The sequence below is a fragment of the Acinetobacter sp. A22 genome (assembly GCF_030913345.1).
Taxonomy (GTDB): domain Bacteria; phylum Pseudomonadota; class Gammaproteobacteria; order Pseudomonadales; family Moraxellaceae; genus Acinetobacter; species Acinetobacter junii.
The window spans coordinates 508,587-534,380 of sequence record NZ_CP133162.1; the positions used below are offsets into that span (position 1 = coordinate 508,587).

The following is a 25,794-nucleotide window of genomic DNA, read 5'->3' on the forward strand; positions in this document are numbered from 1 at the left end:
ACTTATTTTAAAGGCTCTGTCAGTAAACCCACTTGAGTTAAACCTGCTTCTTGTAGGCTTGCCATCAGTGATACAACTTCACCATAAGGGCGTGATTTTTCACCATTCACGAGAACAGTGAGTTGTTTATTATCTTGCTCGGCTTGTTGTTGTGCCTTCGCTAAAACAGTTTCAAGTTTTTCGAGCGTTAGTGGTTCACTGTCTTTGTAATCTTCATACTGCAAATAGATATTGCCATCTTTACCAATCGTCACCATCGCTGGCATATCTTTAGATTCAATTGGATGATTATTGGCTTGAGGTAAATCAACTTTTATGCCACTGGTAATCATCGGTGCAGTTACCATGAAAATGACCAATAACACTAACATTACATCAATATAAGGGACGACATTCATGTCACTTTTAAGTGGTTTTTTGATGCGCTCGAAACGTCCAGATCGCTGAATAGCCATTATGCATCTTCCTGTGTCGTTCCAATTGATTGACGTTGTAGAAGTGCAATCATTTCCTCAGCAAATAGGGCGCGGTCAGAATAGATGCTTTCGCCTTTAGCGGTAAAATGGTTAAACGCAAGTACAGCGGGTATCGCTGCAAACAAACCAATAGCAGTTGCGATTAGTGCTTCGGCAATACCTGGTGCAACCGTGGCTAATGTCACCTGATCAACTGCTGCTAAACCGATGAATGCGTTCATAATCCCCCAAACAGTTCCGAACAAACCGATATAAGGAGCAACTGAGCCGATACTAGCTAAAGAGCCAAGACCAACTTCTAAGCCGCCTTGATCTCTACTTAAACCTACACGAAGAATACGCTCTGTACCTTCAATCGTTTGTGTAGTATCAGCTTTGCGTTTCTGTAATTTTAAAAACTCACCTAAGCCCTGATAGAAAATATCTTCAAGCCCACGACGCTTTGAGTTTAATTGGGCATTATTATAGAGCGTATTTAATTCGGCACCTGACCAAAACATTTTTTGAAAATGCTCGTCATCTTGTTCTGCTTTTTTGAAACCCATGTGCAATTTTGCAATCAAATACCAGCTATAAATAGAAGCGAGTAATAAGATCAGCATCACCAATTGTACGACAGGGCTTGCTTGTAAAATCAGGTCAGAAATATGCAGAGAAGATTCTAAATTTGTTGCCATAAGTTAAGTGCCGAAAGTTTATTTTTAGTCCTGTGCTAATTCTTTTTGAATCAGATCACGAATTTCGTCAGGAAGTCGACGTGGCATCATGTCTTTATTCAAACATGCCAACGTAACCTCACCTGAAGCCAGCAAGATTTCACCACGATAAATATTTTGTTGCAACACAAAAGATGCGGCTTTACACGAAATAACACGTGCTGTAACGGTAATTAAATCATCCATTAATATTGGACGTACATATTTCACCTGAATTTGGTGAACCACAAAGTTGTAATCCTCTTGGTGCCAATAATGATCAACGCCAGCTGCTCTTAGCCATTCTGTTCGAGTACGCTCCATATAGCGGATATGATTGGCATGATAGACGATACCGCCTGCATCTGTATCTTCAATATAAACGCGAATGTTGAATTCAAAATGATTTGCCATTTCTTTTACCTATTGGTTTCGTACTGGGAGCGATGAAGGAATGATATGTTCTCGATGAGACTAAGGAAATAGTAATAAATAACATATTCTTGATGCGCATAAAAAAAGCCCTAACATGTAGGGCTTGATCGAAAAGACAATTATTTAAAGTTAATTGAGTTCATCCCATTCAACTGTTTTAGGGAATCCTGTTACTGTTATGCCATCTGCATATGCACTGATTAAAGCCTTGTAATTGCTCGTGTTTGAAATCTTAATTGTATTTTTTATATTGTTAGTGTCTTCAATCATAATTTCAGCAAAATTAGGATAGAAAGCTATTTTATCTGTATCATTTTCAAATCTGACATCACTTTTGAAATTGACTGAGAAAAATTTACTTTCAGGAGTACCTTGAATATTTCATAGTGCAGTAAGCATAAGATTATTCACATTGAGTTGATAATTATTAATCATCAACTGTTGCGTTTTTTTGGTTTCATCATCAAATACACTTAGTACCATTTCTTTGATTTGATATTGAGTAGTGGCTTGGTTGTATTTACTGACAAAGTCACCATTGAAAGTAATACTCGAATCACTTGGTGGAATGATTTTGAAGTTCTTTAATGAAGTTTCATAACGTGCTGAATCTGTCGATGATATAACTTTGCTATTTACGGATCCAGAGATGGTAAAAATACCTAAGCGAGTTATAGAGCTGCTGTCATCATTTATATAATCCATAAACTCACAGTCATTGAATGTAATGCTCTTGTCGCTATTTTTTGTAAATGAGCCTTTTGAACATCTAAAGTTATTACCAGCATAAATGCCATAATAAATATTTTCAGCAAACTCAGTGCCAATCAATGCAATATTGTCATTCTCTTGAGATAAACTAATGATTGGTTCATAAATTGACTCAATAGATTCTGCTTTTGTGTAGTCTATTTTTTCTTTACTTTGGGTGGATGTCCCATTACTACTACCATCACTTCCATCCCCACAAGCTGTTAGTAATATTATGCTGCTATAAAATATTGTTGTGAAAAAATTATTTTTCATTTTAACCCTTAATAAAATAATGAAGTAAGTAGAATAATCTGTATATTATTTTAATTACTTCACTATAGAAAGTATTTTATTAAATGAAATTGATATTATTCAGGTGGGGTCATACCAAATTGCAAATAAGCCATATTCGTTGCTATACGCCCACGAGCAGTGCGCATAACATAACCTTGTTGGATTAAGTAAGGTTCAATAACATCCTCTAGTGTTCCGCTATCTTCAGCCATTGCGGCTGCTAATGCTTCAACACCAGTAGGTCTGCCTTCAAATCGTTCAAGCAACATACTGATATAACGGCGATCTAAAGTATCTAAACCTGCTTTATCGACATTTAGCATGTCTAGAGCACGTTGAGCCATTTCTTGAGTTACTTCACCTGTGCCTTTCACTTGAGCATAGTCACGTACACGACGTAATAAACGATTGGCAATACGTGGAGTACCTCGGGCACGCCTTGCAATTTCAGTTGAACCTTCTCTAGTAATTGGAACATCCATGAGGTTTGCTGAACGCGTTACAATATGCGTAAGATCTTCAACAGAGTAAAACTCCAGACGTTGCACAATTCCAAAACGATCACGTAGTGGGGAAGTGAGTAGACCAGCACGTGTTGTTGCTGCGACTAATGTAAATGGCGGTAAATCTAGTTTAATAGAGCGAGCTGCTGGACCCTCACCAATCATAATATCCAGTTGATAATCTTCCATCGCTGGATATAGGATTTCTTCAATCACTGGCGAAAGACGATGGATTTCATCAATGAATAAAACATCACCTTCTTCTAAGTTGGTCAGCATCGCGGCTAAATCACCAGCCCGCTCTAATACAGGACCAGACGTAGACTTTAGATTTCCACCCATTTCGCGAGCAATAATGTTGGCGAGCGTGGTTTTACCTAAACCTGGGGGTCCAAAAATTAGCGTATGATCCAGTGCTTCACCACGCCCACGAGCAGCACCAATGAAAATTTCCATTTGCTCGCGAACCACGGGCTGACCAATATAGTCAGCAAGTGATGTCGGACGAATTGCACGATCAAAATGATCTTCAGGTTTTTCAATTCCACTAATGAGGCGATCTTGCATAATATTACTTCATCATCGATTTAAGAGCTGCGCGGATAATATCGGCAGATTCTGTATAGTCAGCCTTGACAGCTGCCACAGCTTTTTGTGCTTCAATAGGTTTATAGCCAAGCGATTGTAAAGCAGCCTCAGCCTCAGCAACAGGTGAGTTTGACATGAATTGAATTTGAGAGGAGGTAGTTTGTGAAGTGCTATTCGCTGACTGTGAAAGTGCTTTGAAACGGTCACGTAATTCAATCATTAAACGTTCAGCCGTTTTTTTACCAACTCCAGGCACTTTAATCAGTGTATTGATATCATCGTGTTCAATGGTGTGAATTAATAATTCAACACTTAACGTAGATAAAATCCCTAATGCCATTTTTGGTCCTACACCATTTACTTTGAGTAGGGTGCGAAAAATGATTTTTTCTTGTGCTTCACTGAAGCCATATAGTTGTTGAGCATCTTCACGAACGACTAAATGCGTCCATAACGTTACTTTTTGTCCTTTTTGTAATTGGCAAAATGTTGAAAGCGGTGTATCGATTTCATAACCAACCCCATTTACATTAAGTAATACAGTAGGGGCTTCTAAGGCAAACACTTCGCCAATTAAACATCCGATCATAGAAAATTTTTCACTATTTATTTGAAAAGATTTAAACCAAAGTCATTTAAGAAAATAGAGTTTGCATATTCTTTTAAAAGAAGCCAACTTTATTCCCTTGTAGCTCTTGAGCCAAGCTATAAGCCTGATGGTCTGAGAACTTACTAATAATATCTAAGACTTGCATAATATTATTGTAATGGTTGTTTTGAAAATTTGCGCCTGAATGTTGCAAAATCGACATCAAACGTTGTTCTTTAAAGCTTAATGTTTTATGCGGCATGGTCAAAGGCACAAAAGCATCTAAAATAGTTTGTAAGCTTTGATGTGCAATAATTTCTAAACCTGATTTTTGTGGATGTTCAAAAATACGATCTCGTGCAAGATTTTTCGCAGTTTGAATCCCTGCTTCAATATCAGGTGAGCAATATTGTAAAAGGCTACCTTTGAGTTGACCTGTGATGATTTCATAGTGGTGTTTTGCAAAAGCCGTCGTGACTTCATCGACTAATCGTTTCATTACACGACCACGCAAGGCTGCAATTTTTTGTTGCCAAGTGGTATGCGGTAAATGCAGCTCTTCAGGAAGACCAAAATCAGCAATCAAGTTGAGGAAAATAGGTTCAACTTCCTCATAACTCAACATATTAAGAATGATGCCGTCTTCCAAATCAATCAGTGCATAACAAATATCATCAGCAGCTTCTAACAAATAAGTTAGAGGGTGACGACAATAGTGATATTCACCCAGTCTAATTAAGCCAAGCTGTTCAGCAAGCTGTTTTAAAATTTCTTTTTCTGATTGATAGCAACCAAATTTTGCTCTTTGATGTGATGGGGTATCGCCTTGTTGGTCGATGGTTTTTGATAACCAGGGGTATTTTAAATATGCACCCAATGTTGCACAGGTCAGACGCATACCACCATCATCAGGGTGGTAGTCAATACGACTGAGTAAACGAAGACCTTGCGCATTACCTTCAAATTGACGAACGTCTGCTTCTTCTTCGGGAGTGAGTTTGGTCAGAAAGTCACGATGTGAGGCATCATCAAACCATTCACGTATCGCATATTCACCTGCATGACCAAAAGGGGGATTGCCAATATCGTGAGCTAAACATGCCGCTTGAATAATCGCACCGACATCAGCAGGTGAAATCCACATAGGTAATTCATCTTTGATCTTTTCTGCGGCGAGCATACCAAGCGAGCGACCAATACAAGATACTTCGAGTGAATGAGTCAATCGAGTATGAATACCATCGTGCTGAGTCAATGGGTGAACTTGAGTTTTTCTATTCAGTTGTCGAAAACTTTGGGAAAATATAATTCTATCGTAATCTTTATGAAACGGGCTTCTAGCCAATTCGGTGCTACTTTTTTTACTACCTAAGCGAATTGCAGAGAGCAATTCCAACCAACGCATTTGTTCCATTTATCATTATTCAAACTGACTTTAATTCATCATGCCAAAAAAAAGATTAAAGCACTAGAGTAGTGCGACATAAGTTGTCTTTTAAAAAGGTACAAGCATGGCTCATCTGGTTGCACAATAAAATAGTTTATATAATAACGGCAATAAATATAGAAAATGATTGGACATTTTAATGGGTAAGCAAAAAAACTTTTGTCTTTTTTTAATTGTCTTGCTGGCAAATGTGAATGTCATGGCTGAATGTGAACAACTTTCTGTTCAGGAGCTTGCAGATTTGGCATTTAAAGATATTCAAGATCTGCTAGTCGTAGAGCCAGAGCAAAACATAAATCCATCCGAACTCATTACGACGATGATGGTTGAAAATAAAAAACAAAATATAACGGAGAAATTTGACAAAAGTGAAATGGAGAAAATTAAATTAAAAAGCATGGATATTTTGAATATTGAAAAAGTACTTTATCAAAATCGGGTGAGTGAAGGGTTTCAGTTACCTCAGGAGACAGCAGATCGTCTTAATAAAATTCCATATTCAGTCATTTGGGTTGATGCCACAAAAACTGATGAATGTTCAGGTAAGGTGCTACAGGTTAAAGAGAAAAGATTAATCATTCCGAAAAAGGTCATTGAATATCAAAATTTATCTGGGGATAAACGATACTTGCTTCCAATTGAATTATGGAAAGTTATTGAGTCAAACAAGAATGTTTTTTTCGAAAACCCGTATATTGAGCTTTTTCTGTTCCAGCAGACAGGGGTGGACGGATTCCAATTAGTAAGTCGGACACCCCCGCATTATGATGGATTTGAAAATGAAAATTTTGATTTGATCTATGATGAGTTAGTCAAGAATATCACCCCGCTCGGCTTAAACCGGATGGGAAGTTATTTTGAGAAAATCTATTCTCTTTTTTCATATCCCATCCCCTCTATAGCATCATGGGATATTTTGATGTTCTCAGAAGACGATTTTATTCAGAATTTTGCGTTAGATCTTTCACGAGAGAATACATTTACAGAAAATGTTGCTGAAAATTTACGTTATAAGTTTAGTTCTACTTTAAAAATATTAGCTCAAAAAGATCAAGAATATTTTCCAATCGAAATAAAGTATAGCGGTACAAGAATGAATCGGTATGGTGCTGTAAAACCAAATAATAAGATCGTAAGTTTGTATTTCGATCAAAATAAAAAAGTCTATTTATATAATTCATCGACTTATCAAATTTTACTCGATGAACAGTAGGCTGTTATCAAACAAATTTTGATTATTTTAAGGTAGATATGGCTAGCTGAAATGAGCCTTTCACAGTAGAATATGCGCTCTCTCATAAGTCACATTGCGGTAGGTTCGTTAGACCCACCCGTGGAGCCAAAGTCAACATGTTTATCGTGGCCGGTGCATCAGCACATTCTTCTTTTAAGAAAGCTCAACTCTTAAACCGTTTAGCGTCAATGAGTTCTGTTCAATCTTTTGACAGCCAGTGGGTTTATTTGTTTGATCAAGCGCTCAACGAGCAGCAACATCAATCGGCATTACAACTTTTAAACGATGGTCAATCTTTCGAACTTCGCCAAGCTGCAAGTGATGAAATCCAAATTTTAGTAACTCCACGTGTTGGCACAATCTCTCCGTGGTCGTCTAAAGCAACTGATATTTTCCAAAACTGTAATACACCAGTACACCGTTTAGAACGTGGTCTTTTATTCACGCTAAAAGGTGTCACTGAAATTACGAATGAAGTTAAACAAGTACTTCATGACCGTATGACGGAAACAGTTTTTGCTCAAATTGAAGATGCAAAAGCTTTATTCTCAGAAACTGCGCCGAAGCCACTCAACTCAATTGATATCTTGGGTCAAGGTAAAGAAGCATTAGTTAAAGCGAATAATGAGTTTGGCTTTGCTTTATCTGAGCAAGAAATTGATTACTTAACCGAAGCATTTACAAAGCTGGGTCGTAATCCAAATGACATCGAGTTAATGATGTTTGCTCAGGCGAACTCTGAACACTGTCGTCATAAAATCTTTGGTTCTGAATGGACAATTGATGGTGAAAAACAACCATTATCATTGTTCCAAATGATTAAGAATACCTATAAAGAATCTCCAACAGATGTATTGTCGGCGTATAAAGACAATGCCTCTGTGATCGTGGGTTATGACACGATGCGTTTTTATCCAAAAGCGGATGAAAATGGTCACTTTGTTTATAAATATAAGAGCCAAGCCGCTCATATTTTAATGAAGGTTGAAACGCATAACCACCCAACAGCAATTTCTCCATTTGCTGGTGCTGCAACTGGTTCAGGCGGCGAAATCCGTGATGAAGGTGCAACAGGTCGTGGTGGTAAACCAAAAGCAGGTTTAACAGGCTTTACGGTTTCTAACTTGAATATCCCTGGTTTCGAACAGCCTTGGGAAGAAAACTACGGTAAGCCTTCACGTATGGCATCGCCATTACAAATCATGATTGAAGGTCCATTGGGTGGTGCGGCGTTTAACAACGAGTTTGGTCGTCCTGCATTGAATGGTTATTTCCGTACCTTCGAACAGAATGTGAATGGTGAAGTTAAAGGCTTCCATAAACCAATTATGATCGCTGGTGGTTACGGTAACATTCGTCCTGACCACGTTGAAAAAGATGCGATTCAACCAGGTGACTTGCTCATTGTATTGGGTGGTCCTGCCATGTTAATCGGTCTTGGTGGTGGTGCTGCATCATCTGTAGACAGTGGTACCATGGGTGAGAGCTTAGACTTTGCTTCAGTACAACGTGAAAACCCAGAAATGGAACGCCGTTGCCAAGAAGTCATTGATACATGCTGGCGCTTAGAAGATTTTAACCCAATCGTGTCTGTACATGACGTGGGTGCGGGTGGTCTATCAAATGCGATGCCTGAACTAGTGAATGATCACGAGTTAGGTGCTGTATTGAACCTTCGTAAGATTCCATCTTTAGAGCCAGGCATGAGCCCGATGGAAATCTGGTCAAATGAAGCGCAAGAACGTTATGTGTTAGCGATTCGTCCAGAATCTTTAGAACAGTTTGAAGAAATTTGTGCACGTGAGCGTTGTCCGTTTGCAGTACTTGGTGAAGCGACTGAAGCACATCATCTGACTGTTGAAGATCCATTATTTGAAAACAATGCAGTCGATATCCCAATGCAAGTCATGTTGGGTGGTACACCACGTATGCAACGTTCATATGAAACGATTGAACGTAAAGGTAACGACTTTGATGCATCAAAAGTTGATTTGAAAGATGCGATTTTCCGCGTATTGAAGAATCCAACAGTTGCGTCTAAATCATTCCTGATCACAATTGGTGACCGCTCGATTACAGGTATGGTTGCACGTGATCAAATGGTTGGCCGTTGGCAGGTGCCTGTCGCAGATGCAGCGGTAACGACGACAAGCTTGCAAGGTTTCACGGGTGAAGCTATGGCTATGGGTGAGCGTCCACCAGTTGCTTTGTTAAATCCTGCTGCATCTGCACGTTTAGCGGTTGCGGAAGCGATTACCAATATTGCGTGTGCCAACATCGAACAAATCAGCGATATCAAACTTTCTGCAAACTGGATGGCTGCTGCTGGTCAAAAAGGTGAAGACCAAGCCTTGTTTGAAGGTGTGAAAGCGATTGGTATGGAAATGTGTCCTGCATTGGGTATCGCTATTCCTGTCGGTAAAGACTCACTTTCAATGCGTACCACTTGGAATGATGGTGAAGATAAAGCCGTAACTTCTCCAATGACAGGCGTGATCACTGCGTTTGCACCAGTATTAGATGTACGTAAAACATTAACACCTGAACTGAAGAACTTAGCAGACTCAGTGCTTGTACGTATCGATTTATCTAAAGGTCAATTCCGTTTAGGTGGTTCGATCCTTGCGCAAGTCTATAAAGCAATCGGTTCTGTTACCCCAGATGTTGATAGTTTTGATGACTTCAAAGCATTCTTTGCCTTGATTCAAGACTGGAACAATCGTGGTGTGATCAAAGCTTACCATGACATCGGTGATGGTGGTCTATTGGCAACTGTTGCTGAAATGATGTTCGCATCGCGTTTAGGTGTTGCTCTAGAAAATCAATCAACTGAAAGCTTATTTGCTGAGGAAATTGGTGCAGTACTTCAAATTACGGGTGCCGATTGGGCGCAGTTAGAAGTTGAAGTTGCGGCATCTAGCTTGAAAGATACAATTGCTGTTGTTGGTCGTGTGAATACAACTGATCAATTGGTTGTAAATGGTTTAACGCTTGAGCGTGCTGAATTACAACAAGCTTGGGCTGAAGTGTCACATCAGATCCAACGTTTACGTGACAACGTTGAAACAGCTGATCAAGAATTTGCTTTAATTGCAGATAAGAACCACAAAGGTTTAATTGCACAACCAACATATGACTTAAATGAGCCAGTTGAAGCGCCGTTTATCAATACACGTCGTCCAAATATGGCAATTTTGCGTGAGCAAGGTGTAAATGGTCATGTGGAAATGGCTGCTGCTTTTGACAAAGTTGGCTTCAATACTATCGACGTACACATGAGTGATTTACTTGCAGGTCGTGTGAGCTTAAGCGACTTTGAAGGTTTAGTGGCATGTGGCGGCTTCTCATACGGTGACGTGATGGGTGCTGGTGGTGGCTGGGCGAAATCAGTATTGTTCAATGCGAAACTACGTGATCAGTTCGAACAATTCTTCCATCGTGAAAATACATTCAGCTTAGGCGTATGTAACGGCTGTCAAATGATGTCACAACTTGCTCCGCTGATTCCTGGTGCAGAGCATTGGGGACGTTTCCACCGTAACATGTCAGAAGTATTTGAAGCGCGTGCAGTGAATGTTCGTGTAGAGAAATCTGTTTCTGTGTTGCTTGAAGATATGCAAGGTTCGATTTTACCAATCGCAGTTGCGCATGGTGAAGGTCGTTTAGTTGCGACAGAACAACAACTTGCCGCTTTAAATGCAGAGAACCAAGTCATCTTGCGTTATGTGGATAGCTTGGGTAACCCAACTCAGCACTATCCATTGAACCCGAATGGTTCACCTGAAGCGATTACAGGACAAACCTCTAAAGATGGTCGCGCAACAGTAATGATGCCACACCCAGAGCGTAACTTCCGTGCATTACAACATTCTTGGAAGCCTGAAGATTGGGCTGAAGATGGTGCTTGGTTGCGTATGTTCCGCAACGCACGTAAGTTCATTGGTTAGTATGAAATAAAAAATAAGCCACCGTAAGGTGGCTTATTTCATTCAAGTATAAAAATGAATATTGATGGAGAATAACAAATGAAATCAAAAATCCATTTCCACGAATTTGCTTTATTGATGGCACTTTTAATGTCGATCGTTTCTTTCTCAATTGATGCAGTATTACCTGCTTTAGGTGAGATCAGAAAAGTTTTTATTTTACAAAATGATAATCAGGCACAGTGGGTCATCATTACGATTTTCTCTGGTATGACTTTGGGGCAATTGATTGCAGGTCCATTGTCGGATGCGATTGGACGCAAACGGATTTTATTTACAGGGATTGTCATTTACTTTTTAGGTAGTTTATTATGCTATTCCACCCAAAGTTTTGAATGGTTTTTAGTTGGACGATTTATTCAAGGAATAGGGGTGTCAGGCCCTTATGTAGCTTCTATTTCCATTGTGCGAGATAAATATAGCGGTGCCCAAATGGCACGCATCATGTCTTTGATCATGATGGTATTTATGGTTGCTCCAGCTGTTGCACCAAGTTTAGGGCAATTGATTATTCATTTCTTTGGATGGCGAGATATTTTTGTCTTATATATGGTTTACGCTACTATTGTTGGGTTATGGGTTGCTTTACGTTTAGAAGAAACATTAGCTTCAGAAAATCGTTTACCGATGCGTGTACAAGCATTTAAAGATGGCTTTAAGGAAGTGGTGAGTAATAAAACCACGATGAGTTATCTGTTGTGTGCTGGCTTTTGTTTTGGTGGGTTTATTGGTTATTTAGGAACTTCACAACAAATTTTTATGCAGCAGTTTGGTAAAACAGGTGCAGAGTTTAGTGCTTATTTTGCTGTGTTAGCAGGTGTGATGGGGATTGCTTCATTTACTAACTCTAGAATCGTAATGAAGTTTGGTATGCGTCCAATCTGTATTTATGGTTTTTTGGGTTTATGTTTAATTTCTTTGATATTCCTGATTATTCAGCTTGTTGGCGTTCAGATTTCTTTTTGGATGTTTATGTTATATGCATGCATTCTATTTTTATTGTTTGGAACTTTATTTGGTAATTTAAATGCAATCGCTATGGAGCCGATGGGGCATGTCGCAGGAATGGCTTCAGCGATTATTGGTGCATCATCTTCTGTACTGTCTTTAATTCTGGCTTCGATTATTGGACAGTTATATAACGGGACATTAGTTCCAATGACCAGTGGTTTTGTGATTTTATGTGGTTTGGCTTTTGCGATGACAATATATGAGAAGCGATATTTAACAAATAAAAAAGGTGTTGGCATGCAATAAAAATAAGCTGGTTTGTAGAAAACAATAAATATAGGTATTTTGATTCGTTGAAATAAAAGCCATTATGAAATGGCTTTTATTTAGATCAGCTTATTGGATTTAAGAATCCTGATGTTTTAAGAGCATCGGATGTTTATACATTACATCGGTACGTAATACATATTTCTGACCTGAAAGCACAGGTGCTCCCTCATGTAATTGCTGATGCTCAAATACTAATATTTGCCCAAGTTTGGGTTGAATACTCACGATTTGAGTTTCCTTACAGGGTTTCAGCATGCCACTATCACGGTAAAACACTGTTTCTCCACCCGTAAAATCTTCGCTCAGATAGATCAATAATGTAAGTTGACTACTATGCCAATCATTCACTTCATAAATCCCATCCCAATGTGGCTTAAACGTTTCACCATTTTCATAACGATAAAAACGGAAACGTTCATTTAAGCCACTTAATATCCAGCCATTCAATTGTTTAGGCAGTAAATGTTTAAGTTTGGAAAATAGTGTTTCGGCAAGCTGAATATCATCATAAATGACTCGTTTATTATTTCTGACATTTGTAAGAACTTGACGAGCTGAGTTTACGAATATATCTGCTGTTTCATAATGATATTGATGACTAAGTTCGATGAATGAGAGACATTCTTGATTTGAAAAGACATCATCTACAGTAAAAATTAAAGGTGAGTTCTGATGTGTTTGTCGTTTTTCTTGTTGTAGAAAAAGAGTTTGAGTTGAAGTTATCCCATTTTGATGACCTATATCATTTTGAGTTGGAATTGGTTATTTTATCATCATAACTAGTTTAATTAATATTATTTAAAATGGTTCAATTTTTGCATTCTCAATAATGATCATAAGAATCGGAGAACAACATGATGAAAAATGCAAATCACATGAGAACAATCTATAGCAAAGATAAAGGTTGGTTTTTATTTGGCTTAACGATTGCCATCCAAGTTGTATTTATTGCTGTTAGTTACCTAGTGATGAATACTTCGCTTTGATATTTCATTGTTTTTAAGCTTATGATTGATGATCAGTAAGAGTTCAACATCATTAAGAATATGCTAAAACTTATTTATTATGTACCTGAATCACACCTTGAATTAACCAAAAAAGCTATCTTTGAAGCTGGTGCAGGCGGTATTGGCAATTATGAGCATTGTGCTTGGCAAGTGAAAGGAATAGGGCAGTTTAAGCCTGTTAAAGGTGCAAATCCATTTTTAGGACAATTAGACGAACTAGAGCAGCTTGAAGAATGGCGTGTAGAAACCATTGTGCCTGAAGAAAAAGCCAGTGTTGTGGCAAAATCATTAAAGGCAAGCCATCCTTATGAAGAGCCTGCCTTTGAGTTTATGCAAATATTAGATATTGAATAATTATACTTTTTGAATAAATAAATTACGATCAAAACGATATTGCGGGAAGAACAGAGGTGGATCAGGAAATTTGAACAACACTTATAAGTGATATTTTGCTCCCCAAATGATGTTATAAACATCAATATATGGAGTATTTTATGGCACGTAGACCAAGAAGAAATCATTCAAATGATTTTAAAGCTAAGGTAGCACTTGCTGCGATTAAAGCAGAAAAAACACTTGCTGAATTGAGTGCTGAATTTGATGTTCATCAAAACCAAATTATCGACTGGAAAAATCAACTGATTTCAGCTTCCTCGCAAGCTTTCGATCAATCAAAAGCTCCAACAGAACCACCCATCGATCTAAAAAAACTACATGCAAAAATCGGTGAGCAGGCATTAGAAATTGATTTTTTAGAAGGTGTGTTGAAGAAACTGGGCCGCTTCAACCACAAAAGTTAATCGATGACTCACTTCAGATTTCAGTATCTAAGCAAGCTCAGCTGCTGAAAGTCTCCCGTGGTTGTTATTACTATCGCCCAAAACCTGTGAGTGCATCAGATCTGAAGCTGATGCGGTGTATGGATGAGTTACATATGCAATACCCTTTTGCAGGTAGCCGTATGATGCGTGATTTGTTGAATCGTCAAGGACATCATATAGGACGACGTCATACACGTACTTTAATGAAGAAAATGGGCATTAATGCGTTATATTGCAAACCAAATTTAAGCCAGGCTAATCAAGCTCACCGCAAATATCCATATCTGCTCAAAGGATTGGCTATTCAGCGCAGTAATCAAGTGTGGTCTACGGATATAACGTATATCCCTATGGCAAAAGGCTTTGTTTATTTATGTGCTGTGATTGATTGGCATAGCCGCAAGGTACTTGCGCATAGAGTATCGATTAGTATGGAGGTTACATTTTGCATAGAAACATTAAATGAAGCTATTGAAAAATATGGTCGACCTGAAATATTTAATACAGACCAAGGCAGTCAGTTTACCAGTGATGCATTTATTGATGTATTGAAATCAAATGGCATTCAAATCAGTATGGATGGTAAAGGTCGATGGGTTGATAATGTGATGGTTGAACGATTATGGCGGAGCGTTAAATATGAAGAGGTGTATCTCAAAGCCTACAGCAATGTTTTGGATGCGAAGAAGCAATTAAACGCATATTTTGAATTTTATAATTTGAAACGACCTCATTCGAGTCTGGACAAAATGACTCCAGATGAGTTTTACTATGACCAGCTACCACAACAAAATAAGGTAGCTTAACTAGAGCAGAGTATCACTTATAAATAAGCTTTTAGTTGTTCAAACATGTGGGACCACCTCTAACACACCATCTGTAGCCCGTTCACCTGCACCAATCACCATCACAGGATATTGTTGATCATTTAGCTTTAAAATTTTACGAACCAAAGGTTCATCAAAACCTTCCATCATACAACTATCAAAACCATAGGCACGTAATGCCAATACAAGGTTTTCACAGGCTAAAGCTGTGGTCTTGGTTGCCCATAATTTGGCATCGGCAGGGTTAAATGCAGTTACAGGAAGTTGTTTATCAAGTGTACGGGCTACTTTAAATGCAACTTTTTTAAAGTTACCTAATGCATTGAAATAACCAGTTTTATAGTTGTAGGGAATAAAACGGTAATATTTTTGTACCATTGCAGGGGCTTCAGGAAATGGAAATTCACTAATATTTCGTTTTGCCATTTCATCAATACGATCTGTACGCGCTACGCATACGATCAATTCTGATGCAGTTTTAGCAGCAAGTTGTCCTAAACACGCTTTAACCAGTTGCTTTTTCTTACTCGGATTTTGCACCACATAGAATGTCCAAGGCTGTAAGTTTGATGAATTGGGTGCAAGCAACGCCAAATCTAAGCATTCATCTAAAATTTCACTTGGAATCGGTTTATCCGTGAACTTACGTACTGAACGGCGGCTTTCAATCACCTTACGGAAATTGTCAACATCAATGTCCTGTGGCGCGGCTTCGTAATAACGTTTCTTTTCAGTTTGTGTGTGTTCTGACATGAGGAAAGTGTCATCCTAAAGTTATTTTATATTTATATTGGGACGTTCAATAAAAAAACCACTTCGATTTTGCAATGAAGTGGTTTTTTTTCATTAATGAGTGATTAACTCATTAATTGAACTGGGAAAAATCAGGTTTACGCTTTTGCATAAAGGCCTGTACCGCTTCCATCATTTCAGGTGAGCGGACACGTTGCATAAAGATTTCAGCTTCTTCATCAACACAAGCGATGATTTCCGCTAAATCTTGTTTCATCAGTGCTTTGGTTTGCTTGATTGATGCCAGTGGTAAAGCCGCTAAATGTTGAGCTGTTTTTTGAGCTGTTGCATAAACGTCTTCAACAATTTCATTGACCAAGTTTGCTTTGACAGCGGTTGCAGCATCAAATTTTTTCGCTGTGAATAACAATTCAGCTGCTTTTTGATAGCCTGCTTGTTTCACTAGTAAACGACTTGCAGCGCCTTCTGGAGAAAGACCAAGGCTCACGAATGGAATTTGGAATAGGGCAGTATTGTCTGCAAATACGATGTCAGCATGTAATAAGATTGTTACACCAATACCAATTGCAACACCTTTCACTGCGATAATAAGTGGCTTAGAAAAACGAGCCGCAGCTTTTAATAATACAAATGGAGGTTGATCACCCGCTTTGCCTTCATATGGCTTTTGCATAAAGCCCATGAAGTCTTTCATATCATTACCCGCAGTAAAATCTTGTTCTGCACCACGGAAAATCACAACACGTACATCTTTATTTGTATCAGCTTCATCTAATGCTTTTGCAATCCAAAGATAAAGTTCACCGTAAAGTGCATTTTTGGCTTCTGAACGGTTAATGGCTAAGGTGAGTACGCCATCTTCTAAATTTGCTTGCAAATGTTGATGAGGTTGTTGAATACAGCTAAGTGTCATCGTACTATCCTTGCTTTAATCCAGATTGATTTTTAAAGTGCTCTCATTATCTCGCATATTTGCGTTACATAGTGCAACTGATGAGTTCACAAAAAGTGAAATTACGCCTATGTACACATTTGACTATCTTGTTTTTATTGGACGCTTTCAGCCTTTTCATTTGGCACATCTACAAACCATTGAAATTGCGTTACAGCAAAGTCAGAACGTGATATTGGCATTAGGTTCAGCACAATCAGAACGGAATATCAAAAATCCATTTTTAGCCCATGAACGTGAGCAAATGATTCTGTCTAACTTTTCAGAAGATGATCAGAAGCGGATTCATTTCGTGCATGTGGTTGATGTGTATAACGATGAAAAATGGGTCAAACAAGTCAAAACATTGGTCAATCAAGTGGTTCAGCTAAATGCAAAAGTAGGTTTGATTGGTCATTTCAAAGATGAATCTTCGTATTATTTAGCTTTATTTCCAGAATGGGAAATGGTTGAGTTGGATAGTTTAAAGAATTCAATTTCAGCTACACCTATGCGAGAAGCCTATTATCGAGATGAGATTCAAACTGAATTTTTCCCTAAAGGCACGATTGAATTTCTGACTGAATTTAAAAATACAAAAGTCTATGCGGAATTGCAGCGTAAATATCTTGCGGGTGATAAAAGTAATTTGGATGAATGTTTTTAAGATTTTAGTTCTTTAAGCAGAAAATCGATGAAAACACGAATATGGAAAGATTCGTATTTTTTTGATGGATAAAGTAAAGAAAATGGGCGTGAAGTGCCTGAAAATTCGCTAAGTACTTCAATCAAATCTCCATTCTTAAGCTCATTTTCTACAATAAAACGATAGGTCTGTAATAAACCAGCGCTGTGTTTTGCCAGTGTAACCGTGCCTAAAATATCGTCTAGGCAACGAATATTTCCCGCACTTTGATATTCAATTATTTGTTGATTCGAGTTAAATAGCCATGGAACGTTTTTCCCTGTACTGGGAAGAACAAACTGAATACATTGATGATGCTGTAAATCTTCAAGGCTTTGCGGTGTTCCGAATTGTTTTAAATACTCAGGCGATGCCACTACAATCAGTTCAGCCTGTTCTAGTTGCCTTGCAATCAAATTTGAATCAGCAAATTGTCGTCCACGAATCGCCAGATCATATCCTTCTGCTATAAAGTCCACATTTTTATTGGTGAGTTGAACATCTACTTGGATGCTTGGATATTGCTGTGAAAACTTTGCCAATAACGGGAGGATGCGATAGTGTCCATAAGGTGTTGGAACACTGATACGAATTAAACCAGAGGGTTGCTGTGTTTGATTTTTTAGTTGTTGTTCTGCTTCTAAAATTTGATTCAGCGCTTGTTTACATTCATCAAAATAGATTTTCCCTTGCGTAGTTAAACGGACTTGTCGAGTCGTTCTTACAAACAATGGTGTCGCTAAATGCTTCTCTAATCGAGCAATCGAGCGACTGACCGCTGCTGGACTCACACCTGCATGTAAGGCTGCTTTGGAAAAGCTTTCATATTCTGCTACTAAGCAAAACAATTCGACGCTACTAAACATCATCCGTTTTAGAGGGTGATTCATTCATTACACCATGTAAAAAATGATTTGAGTTGTAAGCTATTTAAGCACATATAAGTAAACAATAAGATGATTCGCATACCTTGTATGGAGTTATTTTTATGAAATTGTTCTATTCACCAAATGCATGTTCTCTAGCCCCACATATCGTTTTAAGAGAGCTTGGGCTTCCATTTGATTTAATCAAAGTCGATTTGCAACAGCATTTAACTGAACTAGGTGAGGACTTTTATAGACTCAATAAGAAGGGTCAAGTACCTGTATTACAGCTTGAAGATGGTTCTTTTTTAACGGAAGGTGCTGTGATTAGTCAGTTTCTTGTGGATCAATTCGAACGTAAGGATTTATTACCTGAAATAAATACCCCAGAGCGTTATCAAACACTTTCTTGGATGAATTTTATTGCTTCAGAAATTCATAAAGCATATTCACCATTTTTCCATGAATCCTATGGCGAAGAATCTAAAACTATCTTTAGTACAATTTTAAATAAACACTATGCATGGGTTGATCAACAGTTAGATGGGCAAAACTACTTATCGGGAAGTAATTTTACCATTGCTGATATTTATCTGTTTGTGGTGACACGCTGGGCTGACTTTATTGGTCTTGATCTTGGGCATTTTATTCATTTAACAGCTTTTATGCAGCGAATTGCTCATCGTCAAACGGTTCAAGACGCAATAGCTGCCGAAGCATCTTAGTATTCTTGCTATCTAAAAAATTATAAAAGGAGATCCGCATGCCTTATATTTTAATTCAAATCACCAAAGAAAATGTCTCTACTGCACAGAAACAACAGTTGATTCAAGAGGCTACAGAGTTAGTGGTTCGGGTACTTCATAAAGATCCAGCTACTACATTTGTGGTGATTGATGAAGTTGATACAGATAACTGGGGTGTGGCAGGCGAATCAGTTTCGACCATACGCAATAGACAAAGAATAGGTACATAAGATGCAAAATAATCCGATAATTAAGATTCAACAGCAACTCGAAAAATACTTTGATGGTTTGTACTTTTGTGATGTGGATAAATTGCAGGACGTATTTCATTCCGACGCAACTTATATCAACGCTACGGATGACCCTATTCTCAAATTGGATATGACCACTTATTTCTCTATCGTGGAAAAGCGTATTTCACCCGCATCTCAAAACCAATTGAGACAAGATAAGGTAATTGCGATCAATTTGATTCATGATCAGTTAGCGATGGTACATGTTGAATGTGTGATTGAACCTAAATATTTTTATGATGCACTGACATTGGTACACAAGCAGGGTGAGTGGAAAATTATTTCTAAAGTCTTTCATTATCAACTTTTAGCGGACTAATTAAGCATCTTCCCAAAAGATAATTCGATTGGAAAAGGGATCAGTGATACTCTGTTCTAATGTTTCCCAATCTGTTTTGTCAACTTGGGGTTTAGCAAACTTATAATTCTTAACCTCAAGTTCATTTTTTAACAAGCTGAGATTCTCCCAGTAAATACGAATTGCACTATGCGGACTCGCATCACCGAAGTGTTCGGACAAATGGAGAACACAATCGTCTTTGGAGATTTGCAGATAAATAGGGAAGTTGTCCCCGAAAGTATGCTGCCAATCGATTTGGAAGCCTAAATAATCAAGATAAAATGATTGTGCTAATTTAATGTCAAAGATACGAAAAATAGGAATGATCGAGCCATTTTGCATAGGTATTTCCTGTTAACGAATTCCGAATTGTTGTGCCCAGTATGGCTTTTGTTTTTCAGTGGAGTCAAAGGTACATGCCACGGCATAGTCTGTAAATTTAGGATTCATTATATTGGCACAATGTATGGGGCTGTTTAGCCAAGTCGTTAATACTTCATTCAAGTTTTTCTGCCCACGTGCAACATTCTCACCGCCGCCGCGTCCTTTAAACTGATAAAGTTTCAAGCGAGCTTTGAGGTCTAAACCGCCCTGACTACGATGCCCTAAAAAATTATATTGAGCCATATCTATGGCATGAGCATAAGCACTTCTAGCCAAATGTTCATTCCATACTAAGGGTGATGTTGCTGAAAAATGTCGTTGTCCACATTGACGCGCTTGTTGCCGAATTTCGTTAATCGACTGCAAGATGGTTTGTTGATAAGCTGGGTTTTGTAAGTCTTCACAGCGTATTTCGTTTGATAATTTCTGAACTTGAGAGGTTGAAGTAGAATATTCTTGTGAACGTGTTGGGGTGCTGATACTGCATCCAGAAATAAACAACGGAAATAAAATTAAAACTTGGATCGATTTCATTTTTTAAGATTTAGGTTCGTTATTTTAATCGTTTAATGATACGTTATTTTAGTTTAGGGCTACAATTTAACTGTAAAAAAAGCGAGTATAAACTCGCATTTTTGAAGGCAAGCAAATTAAGCAGATTGTAAAACTTTTAAATCTTCCAATACTTGTTCAGCATGTCCTGCAGCTTTAACTTTACGATAGCTTTTCACCAATTGCTTATTGTGAAAAATAAAGGTTGAACGTTCGATGCCCATGACTTGTTTGCCATACATATTTTTTTCTTTAATGACATCAAAATGTTTACATAAGATTTCTTGTCGATCACTAATCAGATTGAAATTAAGTGATTGCTTTTCAGTGAAGTTCTGGTGAGATTTAACAGAATCACGTGAGACACCGATAATTTGACAGTTTAAAGCTTCAAACTGATCTTTTAAACATGAAAAACCGATCGCCTGAGTTGTACAGCCAGGTGTGGAATCTTTAGGGTAGAAATATAAAACTAACCATTCACTTTCGGTTTGTGTCAGGTTAAGTTCACCTTCAGTTGTCGGGAAGCTTTGATCAGGTAATTGAATATTCTCAGACATGTCTCATCCTTCAATAAAGGTTATGGTTGATCTAGTTCAAGTGGTAAAAATGCATATTCTTCATGATAAACAATTTCACCATGACGTATAGGAATTGCTTTGTTAAAAATGGGACCATTGATCACTGTGGTGTGAAATTCACCACCTTCGCCACATGGATCAATGCCGCGATCTTCCAGTTCTTGGATATATTCCAAAGTAAGTGTTTTACCTAAGTCTTCAACGCGCATCCCCAATTTGAGGTTTACAGTAACAATAACACTGTGAAAACCAAGTGAAATAAATTCCTCAACGACTTGTTTGTGTGGTCTTAACCAAAGTGGCATGCCTAACTTGAGCCCAACCTGTTGAGTGACTTTATCGTGCCAGCAACCATGCTGTGGCATGTCGAGATCGCCAGTAACGAGTACTTCAGCTCCATGAACTTTAGCCTGATGAAGTAAATCAATAAACTTAGTTTCATAATCAGACCAACTCGATGAAGTCATATAAATAGGTAAACCTATCGCATCAGCTTGAGCACGAATAATATCGAGGGGCATTGCGTGCGAACGTGATCGTTGTCCTTGTTCCTCTAACATCACAATTAAGCCTAACACCGTCCCTTTATGCATAGCATGGTACAAGGCGAGAGAACTATCTTTGCCTCCACTGAATGAAACGATTGATCGTCGATTTTCAGCATTGGTTTTCCATTGGTCGTGCATGAATTTAGTCAATTTCTTTAGGTGATTCAAATATTAACAGAACTAAAAAAAGCCTGCATAAATGCAGGCTTTAATCTGAACAATACAAGCTTACTTTTTAGGAGCTTGTTGCTGAGCAGCTTTCATTGCTTCTTCAGTTAATTTTTCTAACTTAGATACCAAAGGGGCGCCTAAGCAAGCTTGTAAATCTTTATTTTGCTGTTGGACAAACGCTAAAGAACTAGGGCTTTTCTTGGCATTAATTGCACTTTGAATTTCCCATTTTTGTGCTTCAGTTACTTTACCTTGTGCATCAATTTGGCAACTACAGAATTTACTTACTTCAGCAGAGGTTAGTTTTCCACCTTTAGCTGTTTGATCTTTACATACGTTGACTAATGCAGATTTTACATTGGTACTTTTATATGCTGCTTGTAATGGATTATCAGCTGCATGAGATGCTGTAGCAAAAAGAGCCGCAGCTGACATCATTGTTGAAAGAATAATATTTGATTTAGAAAACTTCATATAATGTACCTAATTTTTACCTTATATCGTTTATTCCGCATAGCGCGTAGGATCCGCGACACCTGCTTCGATAAAACCTTGCTGACGTAAACGACAACTGTCGCATTTGCCACATGCACGTCCTTGAGCATCTGCCTGATAGCAGGATACCGTTTGGCTATAGTCTACGCCATGTTCGATGCCTAAGCGTATAATATTCGCTTTGGATAAATGTAACAGAGGTGTTTCAATTTTAAGAGGTTTTCCTTCAACACCAGCTTTTGTTGCAAGTCTTGCAAGATTGGCAAAAGCGTCAATAAATTCTGGGCGACAATCTGGATATCCTGAATAATCAACAGCATTTACACCAATGACAATGGCTTCAGCGTCAAATACCTCAGCTGCTGCAAGAGCATAGGATAGAAAAATTGTGTTACGTGCTGGAACATAAGTTACAGGAATACCTTCTTGTAATTGTTCAGGTACATCAATGTTATGATCTGTAAGCGCGGAACCGCCTAAATTACCCAAATCGATATTAATTACACGATGTTCAACGCCTGCTCGTTGTGCAAGTGCCTTAGCTGCATCAAGCTCAGTTGTAGAGCGCTGACCATACATAAAACTTAAAGCGATACAGTCATAGTTTGCTTGTGCCCAAGCGAGACATGTTGTCGAGTCTAAACCGCCAGACAATAATACGATGGCACGAGAACGCATATTATTTTCCATTATTCAACCTAAAATTATTCGTAGATGATTTGCCTCATTTGAGACAGTCACAAGATCATTAGCGACCAGATTCATCATTCCATAACAGCTTATGTAACTGTAATTGGAAGCGAACAGGGAGATGGTCATCTAAAATCCACTGAGCTAAATCACGTGCAAGAGCAGGTAGAGCAACAGCACCTTTTTCTACCGCGAAAGCAGGAGAGAACCATACTGTACTGACTTTATCTTGCAACTGGAAATTTTCCAGTTGTTGTTTAGACCATTCATAGTCGGCACGATTACAGATCACAAATTTAATCTGATCATGCTGTGTTAGATAGTCGAGATTGATAAGTAAATTACGATGATCTTCATTAGACGTTGGTGTCTTTAGATCTAATACTTTCGAAACACGTGGATCAACTTTAGAAACATCTAAAGCTCCGCTTGTCTCAAGCGAAACGTCAAAACCTAGATCACACAAGCGTTGAAGTAATACAAGACAATTCGGTTGTGCAAGTGGTTCGCCACCAGTGACACATATATAAGGTGTTTTAAACTGGCTTGCTGTTTCAATGATATGTTCAAGTGATTGACGCTCGCCACCTTCAAAAGAGTACGTGGTATCACAATAGCTGCAACGAAGAGGGCAACCAGTTAAACGAATGAAGACAGTGGGTAAGCCAAATGTATTCGCTTCGCCTTGCAAAGAATAAAAAATCTCAGTGATACGCAAACCAGCAGCAGGATCAGAGACAGGAATTGCAGAGGAACGTAAGGAAGTCATAAAGAGTTACCACAAAATCAGCAAGCTATTAAAAAACAAAAATCTCTACGATCAGTGATAATCGTAGAGACGAGGAGCAGTATAAGCTCCGTGGTATTACATCTTAGTCAGCACGTAATAAATCATTTAAACTTGTTTTAGCACGTGTTTTCGCATCAACTTTTTTCACGATGATTGCTGCGTAAAGGCTATAAGTTCCACATTTAGAAGGAAGGCTTCCCGCAACTACAACTGAACCAGCAGGTACGCGACCATAGTGAATTTCGCCAGTTTCACGATCGTAGATCTTAGTCGATTGACCTATGAATACGCCCATAGAGATTACAGAGCCTTCACCAACAATTACGCCTTCTACAATTTCAGAACGTGCGCCGATGAAGCAGTTGTCTTCAATGATCGTTGGGTTTGCTTGTAATGGCTCTAATACACCGCCAATACCTACACCACCAGATAAATGTACATTTTTACCAATTTGCGCACATGAACCAACAGTTGCCCAAGTATCAACCATTGTGCCTTCATCAACATATGCACCGATGTTGACATAAGATGGCATCAAGATCACATTTTTAGCTTGGAAGCTACCACGACGAGCAACAGCTGGAGGAACTACGCGTACACCTGCTGCTTTAAATTGCTCTTCAGTCCAACCAGAGTATTTAGTTGCAACTTTGTCATAAAACTGTAGATCACAAGCTTCAATAGGCTGGTTGTCATTGAGTTTAAAAGAAAGTAAAACTGCTTTTTTTAACCATTGGTGAACAACCCACTCACCATCAATCTTTTCAGCCACGCGAAGTGTACCGTTGTCTAAACCAGTTAATGCTTCTTCAACGGCTTGACGAATTTCTGTAGGGCAGTCCGTAGCTGAATAATTTGCACGGTCTTCAAATGCTTGCTCAATGATCGTAGAAAGCTGAGACATGATCTTCCTTCATCCAAAAAAATTTTGAAGATTTTACACTAAATTGAACCAAGAAGCTTTGAAAAAAGTCGTTACAATAAAGTGTTTTAAAATTAAGCAATAAAATTGTAATAAATTCGGATATAATTGTTTTTTATCCATTATTTTGAAATATACAATTATTCTGAATTTGTATCAAAAAATAACAAAAAGTAATCAGTTTCTGTATAAAAAGATATCAATCATTCTTTTAAGATTTTATTACAGTAACAACTATACCTTAGATAAAAGTATTTTTTGAGGAGACTTCAATGAAAGCTTTGCGCGTTATTCTAGCTGCAGGTGCATTAACAGCGATTGCAGGTTCTGCTTTAGCAGCAGATGAACAAGTTGTGAAGGAATCAGGTTCTACGTTTCCTTCATACTTAGATCCAGTTTCAGTTCGTGCTGAAGTGGGTACTACAGGTTATGGTGGTGCTATTTCATATCGTGTAAATCCGTATGTAGGTTTAACTTTAGGTTATAACGGTGGTGATATCTCTTGGTCTGACGAACTAAAAATCGACGGTACTAAGTATGATATGGATATGGAAAATAACAACACATATCTAAACGCTGAGTTATATCCATGGGGTGCGAGCCAAAATACATTTGCTCGTTCGCTTTATGTGGCTGCGGGTGTTGGCTATTTAGACAACCAGTATGATTTAACAAAGCGTGTTGGTGGTAATAGTTTAGTTAAAGTTAATGGTGAGAGATTCACAACTACGGCAAACCAAAGCGCTAGAATTGATGGAACAATGGATTATGAAAATGATATTGCACCATATTTAGGTTTTGGATTGAATGTTCCAGTTTATAAAAACGTAGGTGTATTTGGTGAAGTAGGAGCTTACTATACTGGTAACCCAACTGTTAGTTTGAAGAGTTCTGGGGATAACCAAATCATTGGAAGCAATGGCAATACATTAGAGAGTGCTGTTGAGAAGGAGCAGCGTAATATTGAAAACAAAAATAAATATGAATGGATGCCAGTTGCTAAGGTTGGTATGAGCTTTAAGTTCTAATCAATTTATTAAAAAACGAGCTGTAAAGCTCGTTTTTTCGTTTAAAGATAGTTTTGCAGATATAAAAAATGGCTCTTTGAGAG

Annotated in this window: 29 protein-coding genes and 1 pseudogene; 11 read left to right on the forward strand and 19 right to left on the reverse strand. The window is 38.2% G+C overall.

Translation table 11 applies throughout. From position 1 onward, the window contains the following. Window positions 1-2 precede the first annotated feature (2 nt). From tolR to Q9Q86_RS02630, 7 genes and pseudogenes are all read right to left on the reverse strand, one after another. Window positions 3-455, reverse strand: a complete 453-nt coding sequence (gene tolR / locus Q9Q86_RS02600; RefSeq protein ID WP_112986226.1) for a protein TolR — start codon at window positions 453-455, stop codon at window positions 3-5. Further along, on the reverse strand, window positions 455-1,153 hold the full coding sequence (gene tolQ, locus Q9Q86_RS02605; RefSeq protein WP_004913568.1) for a protein TolQ: 699 nt from the start codon (window positions 1,151-1,153) through the stop codon (window positions 455-457). The genes tolR and tolQ overlap by 1 nt, the downstream gene beginning before the upstream one ends. A 24-nt stretch (window positions 1,154-1,177) precedes the next feature. Beyond that, entirely contained in the window at window positions 1,178-1,585 is a 408-nt protein-coding gene (gene ybgC / locus Q9Q86_RS02610; protein ID WP_004913566.1) for a tol-pal system-associated acyl-CoA thioesterase, read from the reverse strand. Between the two features lie 150 nt (window positions 1,586-1,735). Then, window positions 1,736-2,632 (reverse strand): annotated as a pseudogene (locus Q9Q86_RS02615) (hypothetical protein). A 95-nt stretch (window positions 2,633-2,727) separates the two neighbouring features. Then, window positions 2,728-3,723: a Holliday junction branch migration DNA helicase RuvB gene (gene ruvB / locus Q9Q86_RS02620; RefSeq protein WP_004952988.1), complete on the reverse strand. Its 996-nt coding sequence runs from the start codon at window positions 3,721-3,723 to the stop codon at window positions 2,728-2,730. 4 nt (window positions 3,724-3,727) lie between these two features. Beyond that, window positions 3,728-4,333, reverse strand: a complete 606-nt coding sequence (ruvA, locus tag Q9Q86_RS02625; RefSeq protein ID WP_004952990.1) for a Holliday junction branch migration protein RuvA — start codon at window positions 4,331-4,333, stop codon at window positions 3,728-3,730. A 73-nt stretch (window positions 4,334-4,406) separates the two neighbouring features. After that, window positions 4,407-5,747 (reverse strand): deoxyguanosinetriphosphate triphosphohydrolase, encoded by a 1,341-nt coding sequence (locus tag Q9Q86_RS02630; protein ID WP_112986225.1) that lies wholly within the window; start codon window positions 5,745-5,747, stop codon window positions 4,407-4,409. Between the two features lie 172 nt (window positions 5,748-5,919). Between Q9Q86_RS02630 and Q9Q86_RS02635 the strand changes: the two genes are divergently transcribed. The 3 genes from Q9Q86_RS02635 (at window position 5,920) to Q9Q86_RS02645 (ending at window position 12,257) form a co-directional block, all read left to right on the forward strand. After that, window positions 5,920-6,993 (forward strand): hypothetical protein, encoded by a 1,074-nt coding sequence (locus Q9Q86_RS02635; protein WP_099948312.1) that lies wholly within the window; start codon window positions 5,920-5,922, stop codon window positions 6,991-6,993. 137 nt (window positions 6,994-7,130) lie between these two features. Continuing rightward, the gene (gene purL, locus Q9Q86_RS02640; RefSeq protein ID WP_112986224.1) at window positions 7,131-10,961 is read left to right on the forward strand and encodes a phosphoribosylformylglycinamidine synthase; all 3,831 of its coding nucleotides are present in this window, start codon (window positions 7,131-7,133) and stop codon (window positions 10,959-10,961) included. Window positions 10,962-11,039: 78 nt separating this feature from the next. After that, window positions 11,040-12,257, forward strand: a complete 1,218-nt coding sequence (locus Q9Q86_RS02645) for a multidrug effflux MFS transporter (RefSeq protein WP_112986223.1) — start codon at window positions 11,040-11,042, stop codon at window positions 12,255-12,257. Window positions 12,258-12,356: 99 nt separating this feature from the next. Here the strand turns inward: Q9Q86_RS02645 and Q9Q86_RS02650 are convergent, their stop codons facing one another. Next, window positions 12,357-12,728, reverse strand: coding sequence for a 2OG-Fe(II) oxygenase (locus tag Q9Q86_RS02650; protein WP_227540258.1), 372 nt, complete (start codon window positions 12,726-12,728; stop codon window positions 12,357-12,359). A 407-nt stretch (window positions 12,729-13,135) separates the two neighbouring features. On the opposite strand from Q9Q86_RS02650, the gene Q9Q86_RS02655 reads away from it, so the two are divergent. From Q9Q86_RS02655 to Q9Q86_RS02665, 3 genes are all read left to right on the forward strand, one after another. After that, entirely contained in the window at window positions 13,136-13,267 is a 132-nt protein-coding gene (locus tag Q9Q86_RS02655) for a KGW motif small protein (protein WP_272939454.1), read from the forward strand. A 60-nt stretch (window positions 13,268-13,327) separates the two neighbouring features. Further along, on the forward strand, window positions 13,328-13,642 hold the full coding sequence (locus tag Q9Q86_RS02660; RefSeq protein ID WP_112986221.1) for an NGG1p interacting factor NIF3: 315 nt from the start codon (window positions 13,328-13,330) through the stop codon (window positions 13,640-13,642). A 140-nt stretch (window positions 13,643-13,782) separates the two neighbouring features. After that, a protein-coding gene (locus tag Q9Q86_RS02665; protein ID WP_223235881.1) for an IS3 family transposase occupies window positions 13,783-14,915 on the forward strand; the annotation gives its coding sequence in 2 pieces (ribosomal slippage) (window positions 13,783-14,035 and window positions 14,035-14,915; 1,134 coding nt in all). Window positions 14,916-14,954: 39 nt separating this feature from the next. Here the strand turns inward: Q9Q86_RS02665 and Q9Q86_RS02670 are convergent. Both Q9Q86_RS02670 and Q9Q86_RS02675 read right to left on the reverse strand, forming a co-directional pair. Continuing rightward, window positions 14,955-15,689 carry a nitroreductase family protein gene (locus tag Q9Q86_RS02670; protein WP_112986784.1) on the reverse strand — a complete coding sequence of 245 codons (735 nt, stop codon included), beginning with the start codon at window positions 15,687-15,689 and terminating at the stop codon, window positions 14,955-14,957. Between the two features lie 112 nt (window positions 15,690-15,801). Beyond that, entirely contained in the window at window positions 15,802-16,602 is an 801-nt protein-coding gene (locus Q9Q86_RS02675) for an enoyl-CoA hydratase-related protein (RefSeq protein WP_112986785.1), read from the reverse strand. A 109-nt stretch (window positions 16,603-16,711) separates the two neighbouring features. On the opposite strand from Q9Q86_RS02675, the gene Q9Q86_RS02680 reads away from it, so the two are divergent. Then, window positions 16,712-17,287 (forward strand): nicotinate-nicotinamide nucleotide adenylyltransferase, encoded by a 576-nt coding sequence (locus Q9Q86_RS02680; protein ID WP_171293748.1) that lies wholly within the window; start codon window positions 16,712-16,714, stop codon window positions 17,285-17,287. Here the strand turns inward: Q9Q86_RS02680 and Q9Q86_RS02685 are convergent. After that, window positions 17,284-18,195, reverse strand: a complete 912-nt coding sequence (locus Q9Q86_RS02685) for a LysR family transcriptional regulator (RefSeq protein WP_112986787.1) — start codon at window positions 18,193-18,195, stop codon at window positions 17,284-17,286. The genes Q9Q86_RS02680 and Q9Q86_RS02685 overlap by 4 nt on opposite strands. A gap of 98 nt (window positions 18,196-18,293) precedes the next feature. Here Q9Q86_RS02685 and gstA point away from each other — a divergent pair, with 98 nt between their 5' ends. Genes gstA through Q9Q86_RS02700 form a run of 3 tightly spaced genes read left to right on the forward strand, consistent with a single transcriptional unit; the run spans window position 18,294 to window position 19,529 of the window. Beyond that, window positions 18,294-18,896, forward strand: coding sequence for a glutathione transferase GstA (gene gstA / locus Q9Q86_RS02690; protein ID WP_112986788.1), 603 nt, complete (start codon window positions 18,294-18,296; stop codon window positions 18,894-18,896). Window positions 18,897-18,934: 38 nt separating this feature from the next. Continuing rightward, window positions 18,935-19,147 carry a 4-oxalocrotonate tautomerase family protein gene (locus tag Q9Q86_RS02695; protein ID WP_112986789.1) on the forward strand — a complete coding sequence of 71 codons (213 nt, stop codon included), beginning with the start codon at window positions 18,935-18,937 and terminating at the stop codon, window positions 19,145-19,147. Between the two features lies 1 nt (window position 19,148). Beyond that, complete coding sequence (locus Q9Q86_RS02700; RefSeq protein WP_112986790.1) at window positions 19,149-19,529, forward strand: nuclear transport factor 2 family protein; 381 nt, start codon at window positions 19,149-19,151, stop codon at window positions 19,527-19,529. Here Q9Q86_RS02700 and Q9Q86_RS02705 read toward each other — a convergent pair whose 3' ends face one another. The 8 genes from Q9Q86_RS02705 to dapD form a co-directional block, all read right to left on the reverse strand. Further along, window positions 19,530-19,892, reverse strand: coding sequence for a glyoxalase superfamily protein (locus Q9Q86_RS02705; RefSeq protein ID WP_112986791.1), 363 nt, complete (start codon window positions 19,890-19,892; stop codon window positions 19,530-19,532). Between the two features lie 12 nt (window positions 19,893-19,904). Further along, the gene (locus tag Q9Q86_RS02710; protein WP_112986792.1) at window positions 19,905-20,468 is read right to left on the reverse strand and encodes a CAP domain-containing protein; all 564 of its coding nucleotides are present in this window, start codon (window positions 20,466-20,468) and stop codon (window positions 19,905-19,907) included. Window positions 20,469-20,584: 116 nt separating this feature from the next. After that, a complete protein-coding gene (locus Q9Q86_RS02715; RefSeq protein WP_004953039.1) occupies window positions 20,585-21,046 on the reverse strand; it encodes a peroxiredoxin in 462 nt (153 codons plus the stop codon). A 20-nt stretch (window positions 21,047-21,066) separates the two neighbouring features. Further along, window positions 21,067-21,753, reverse strand: a complete 687-nt coding sequence (locus Q9Q86_RS02720) for a diphthine--ammonia ligase (protein WP_112986793.1) — start codon at window positions 21,751-21,753, stop codon at window positions 21,067-21,069. A 90-nt stretch (window positions 21,754-21,843) separates the two neighbouring features. After that, entirely contained in the window at window positions 21,844-22,260 is a 417-nt protein-coding gene (locus Q9Q86_RS02725; protein ID WP_004913510.1) for a hypothetical protein, read from the reverse strand. A gap of 30 nt (window positions 22,261-22,290) precedes the next feature. Further along, a complete protein-coding gene (queC, locus tag Q9Q86_RS02730) occupies window positions 22,291-22,959 on the reverse strand; it encodes a 7-cyano-7-deazaguanine synthase QueC (RefSeq protein ID WP_017397575.1) in 669 nt (222 codons plus the stop codon). 70 nt (window positions 22,960-23,029) lie between these two features. Beyond that, window positions 23,030-23,740 carry a 7-carboxy-7-deazaguanine synthase QueE gene (gene queE / locus Q9Q86_RS02735; RefSeq protein WP_112986794.1) on the reverse strand — a complete coding sequence of 237 codons (711 nt, stop codon included), beginning with the start codon at window positions 23,738-23,740 and terminating at the stop codon, window positions 23,030-23,032. 103 nt (window positions 23,741-23,843) lie between these two features. After that, window positions 23,844-24,665: a 2,3,4,5-tetrahydropyridine-2,6-dicarboxylate N-succinyltransferase gene (gene dapD, locus Q9Q86_RS02740; protein ID WP_004913502.1), complete on the reverse strand. Its 822-nt coding sequence runs from the start codon at window positions 24,663-24,665 to the stop codon at window positions 23,844-23,846. 290 nt (window positions 24,666-24,955) lie between these two features. Between dapD and carO the strand changes: the two genes are divergently transcribed. Next, window positions 24,956-25,711, forward strand: a complete 756-nt coding sequence (gene carO, locus Q9Q86_RS02745; protein ID WP_112986795.1) for an ornithine uptake porin CarO type 5 — start codon at window positions 24,956-24,958, stop codon at window positions 25,709-25,711. Window positions 25,712-25,794 lie beyond the last annotated feature (83 nt).

What these genes read in the sequence shown, in the direction of transcription:
- gstA (WP_112986788.1), top strand. Translation starts at nt 18,294, where the DNA reads ATGAAATTGTTCTATTCACCAAATGCATGTTCTCTAGCCCCACATATC.
- purL (WP_112986224.1), top strand. Translation starts at nt 7,131, where the DNA reads ATGTTTATCGTGGCCGGTGCATCAGCACATTCTTCTTTTAAGAAAGCT.
- Q9Q86_RS02720 (WP_112986793.1), bottom strand. Translation starts at nt 21,753, where the DNA reads ATGCACGACCAATGGAAAACCAATGCTGAAAATCGACGATCAATCGTT.
- Q9Q86_RS02675 (WP_112986785.1), bottom strand. Translation starts at nt 16,602, where the DNA reads ATGACACTTAGCTGTATTCAACAACCTCATCAACATTTGCAAGCAAAT.
- dapD (WP_004913502.1), bottom strand. Translation starts at nt 24,665, where the DNA reads ATGTCTCAGCTTTCTACGATCATTGAGCAAGCATTTGAAGACCGTGCA.
- Q9Q86_RS02655 (WP_272939454.1), top strand. Translation starts at nt 13,136, where the DNA reads ATGATGAAAAATGCAAATCACATGAGAACAATCTATAGCAAAGATAAA.
- Q9Q86_RS02670 (WP_112986784.1), bottom strand. Translation starts at nt 15,689, where the DNA reads ATGTCAGAACACACACAAACTGAAAAGAAACGTTATTACGAAGCCGCG.
- Q9Q86_RS02710 (WP_112986792.1), bottom strand. Translation starts at nt 20,468, where the DNA reads ATGAAATCGATCCAAGTTTTAATTTTATTTCCGTTGTTTATTTCTGGA.
- Q9Q86_RS02695 (WP_112986789.1), top strand. Translation starts at nt 18,935, where the DNA reads ATGCCTTATATTTTAATTCAAATCACCAAAGAAAATGTCTCTACTGCA.
- Q9Q86_RS02725 (WP_004913510.1), bottom strand. Translation starts at nt 22,260, where the DNA reads ATGAAGTTTTCTAAATCAAATATTATTCTTTCAACAATGATGTCAGCT.
- Q9Q86_RS02705 (WP_112986791.1), bottom strand. Translation starts at nt 19,892, where the DNA reads ATGCAAAATGGCTCGATCATTCCTATTTTTCGTATCTTTGACATTAAA.
- queE (WP_112986794.1), bottom strand. Translation starts at nt 23,740, where the DNA reads ATGACTTCCTTACGTTCCTCTGCAATTCCTGTCTCTGATCCTGCTGCT.
- tolR (WP_112986226.1), bottom strand. Translation starts at nt 455, where the DNA reads ATGGCTATTCAGCGATCTGGACGTTTCGAGCGCATCAAAAAACCACTT.
- Q9Q86_RS02700 (WP_112986790.1), top strand. Translation starts at nt 19,149, where the DNA reads ATGCAAAATAATCCGATAATTAAGATTCAACAGCAACTCGAAAAATAC.
- carO (WP_112986795.1), top strand. Translation starts at nt 24,956, where the DNA reads ATGAAAGCTTTGCGCGTTATTCTAGCTGCAGGTGCATTAACAGCGATT.
- ruvA (WP_004952990.1), bottom strand. Translation starts at nt 4,333, where the DNA reads ATGATCGGATGTTTAATTGGCGAAGTGTTTGCCTTAGAAGCCCCTACT.
- Q9Q86_RS02635 (WP_099948312.1), top strand. Translation starts at nt 5,920, where the DNA reads ATGGGTAAGCAAAAAAACTTTTGTCTTTTTTTAATTGTCTTGCTGGCA.
- tolQ (WP_004913568.1), bottom strand. Translation starts at nt 1,153, where the DNA reads ATGGCAACAAATTTAGAATCTTCTCTGCATATTTCTGACCTGATTTTA.
- ruvB (WP_004952988.1), bottom strand. Translation starts at nt 3,723, where the DNA reads ATGCAAGATCGCCTCATTAGTGGAATTGAAAAACCTGAAGATCATTTT.
- Q9Q86_RS02645 (WP_112986223.1), top strand. Translation starts at nt 11,040, where the DNA reads ATGAAATCAAAAATCCATTTCCACGAATTTGCTTTATTGATGGCACTT.
- Q9Q86_RS02660 (WP_112986221.1), top strand. Translation starts at nt 13,328, where the DNA reads ATGCTAAAACTTATTTATTATGTACCTGAATCACACCTTGAATTAACC.
- Q9Q86_RS02680 (WP_171293748.1), top strand. Translation starts at nt 16,712, where the DNA reads ATGTACACATTTGACTATCTTGTTTTTATTGGACGCTTTCAGCCTTTT.
- Q9Q86_RS02715 (WP_004953039.1), bottom strand. Translation starts at nt 21,046, where the DNA reads ATGTCTGAGAATATTCAATTACCTGATCAAAGCTTCCCGACAACTGAA.
- Q9Q86_RS02685 (WP_112986787.1), bottom strand. Translation starts at nt 18,195, where the DNA reads ATGAATCACCCTCTAAAACGGATGATGTTTAGTAGCGTCGAATTGTTT.
- Q9Q86_RS02630 (WP_112986225.1), bottom strand. Translation starts at nt 5,747, where the DNA reads ATGGAACAAATGCGTTGGTTGGAATTGCTCTCTGCAATTCGCTTAGGT.
- queC (WP_017397575.1), bottom strand. Translation starts at nt 22,959, where the DNA reads ATGCGTTCTCGTGCCATCGTATTATTGTCTGGCGGTTTAGACTCGACA.
- ybgC (WP_004913566.1), bottom strand. Translation starts at nt 1,585, where the DNA reads ATGGCAAATCATTTTGAATTCAACATTCGCGTTTATATTGAAGATACA.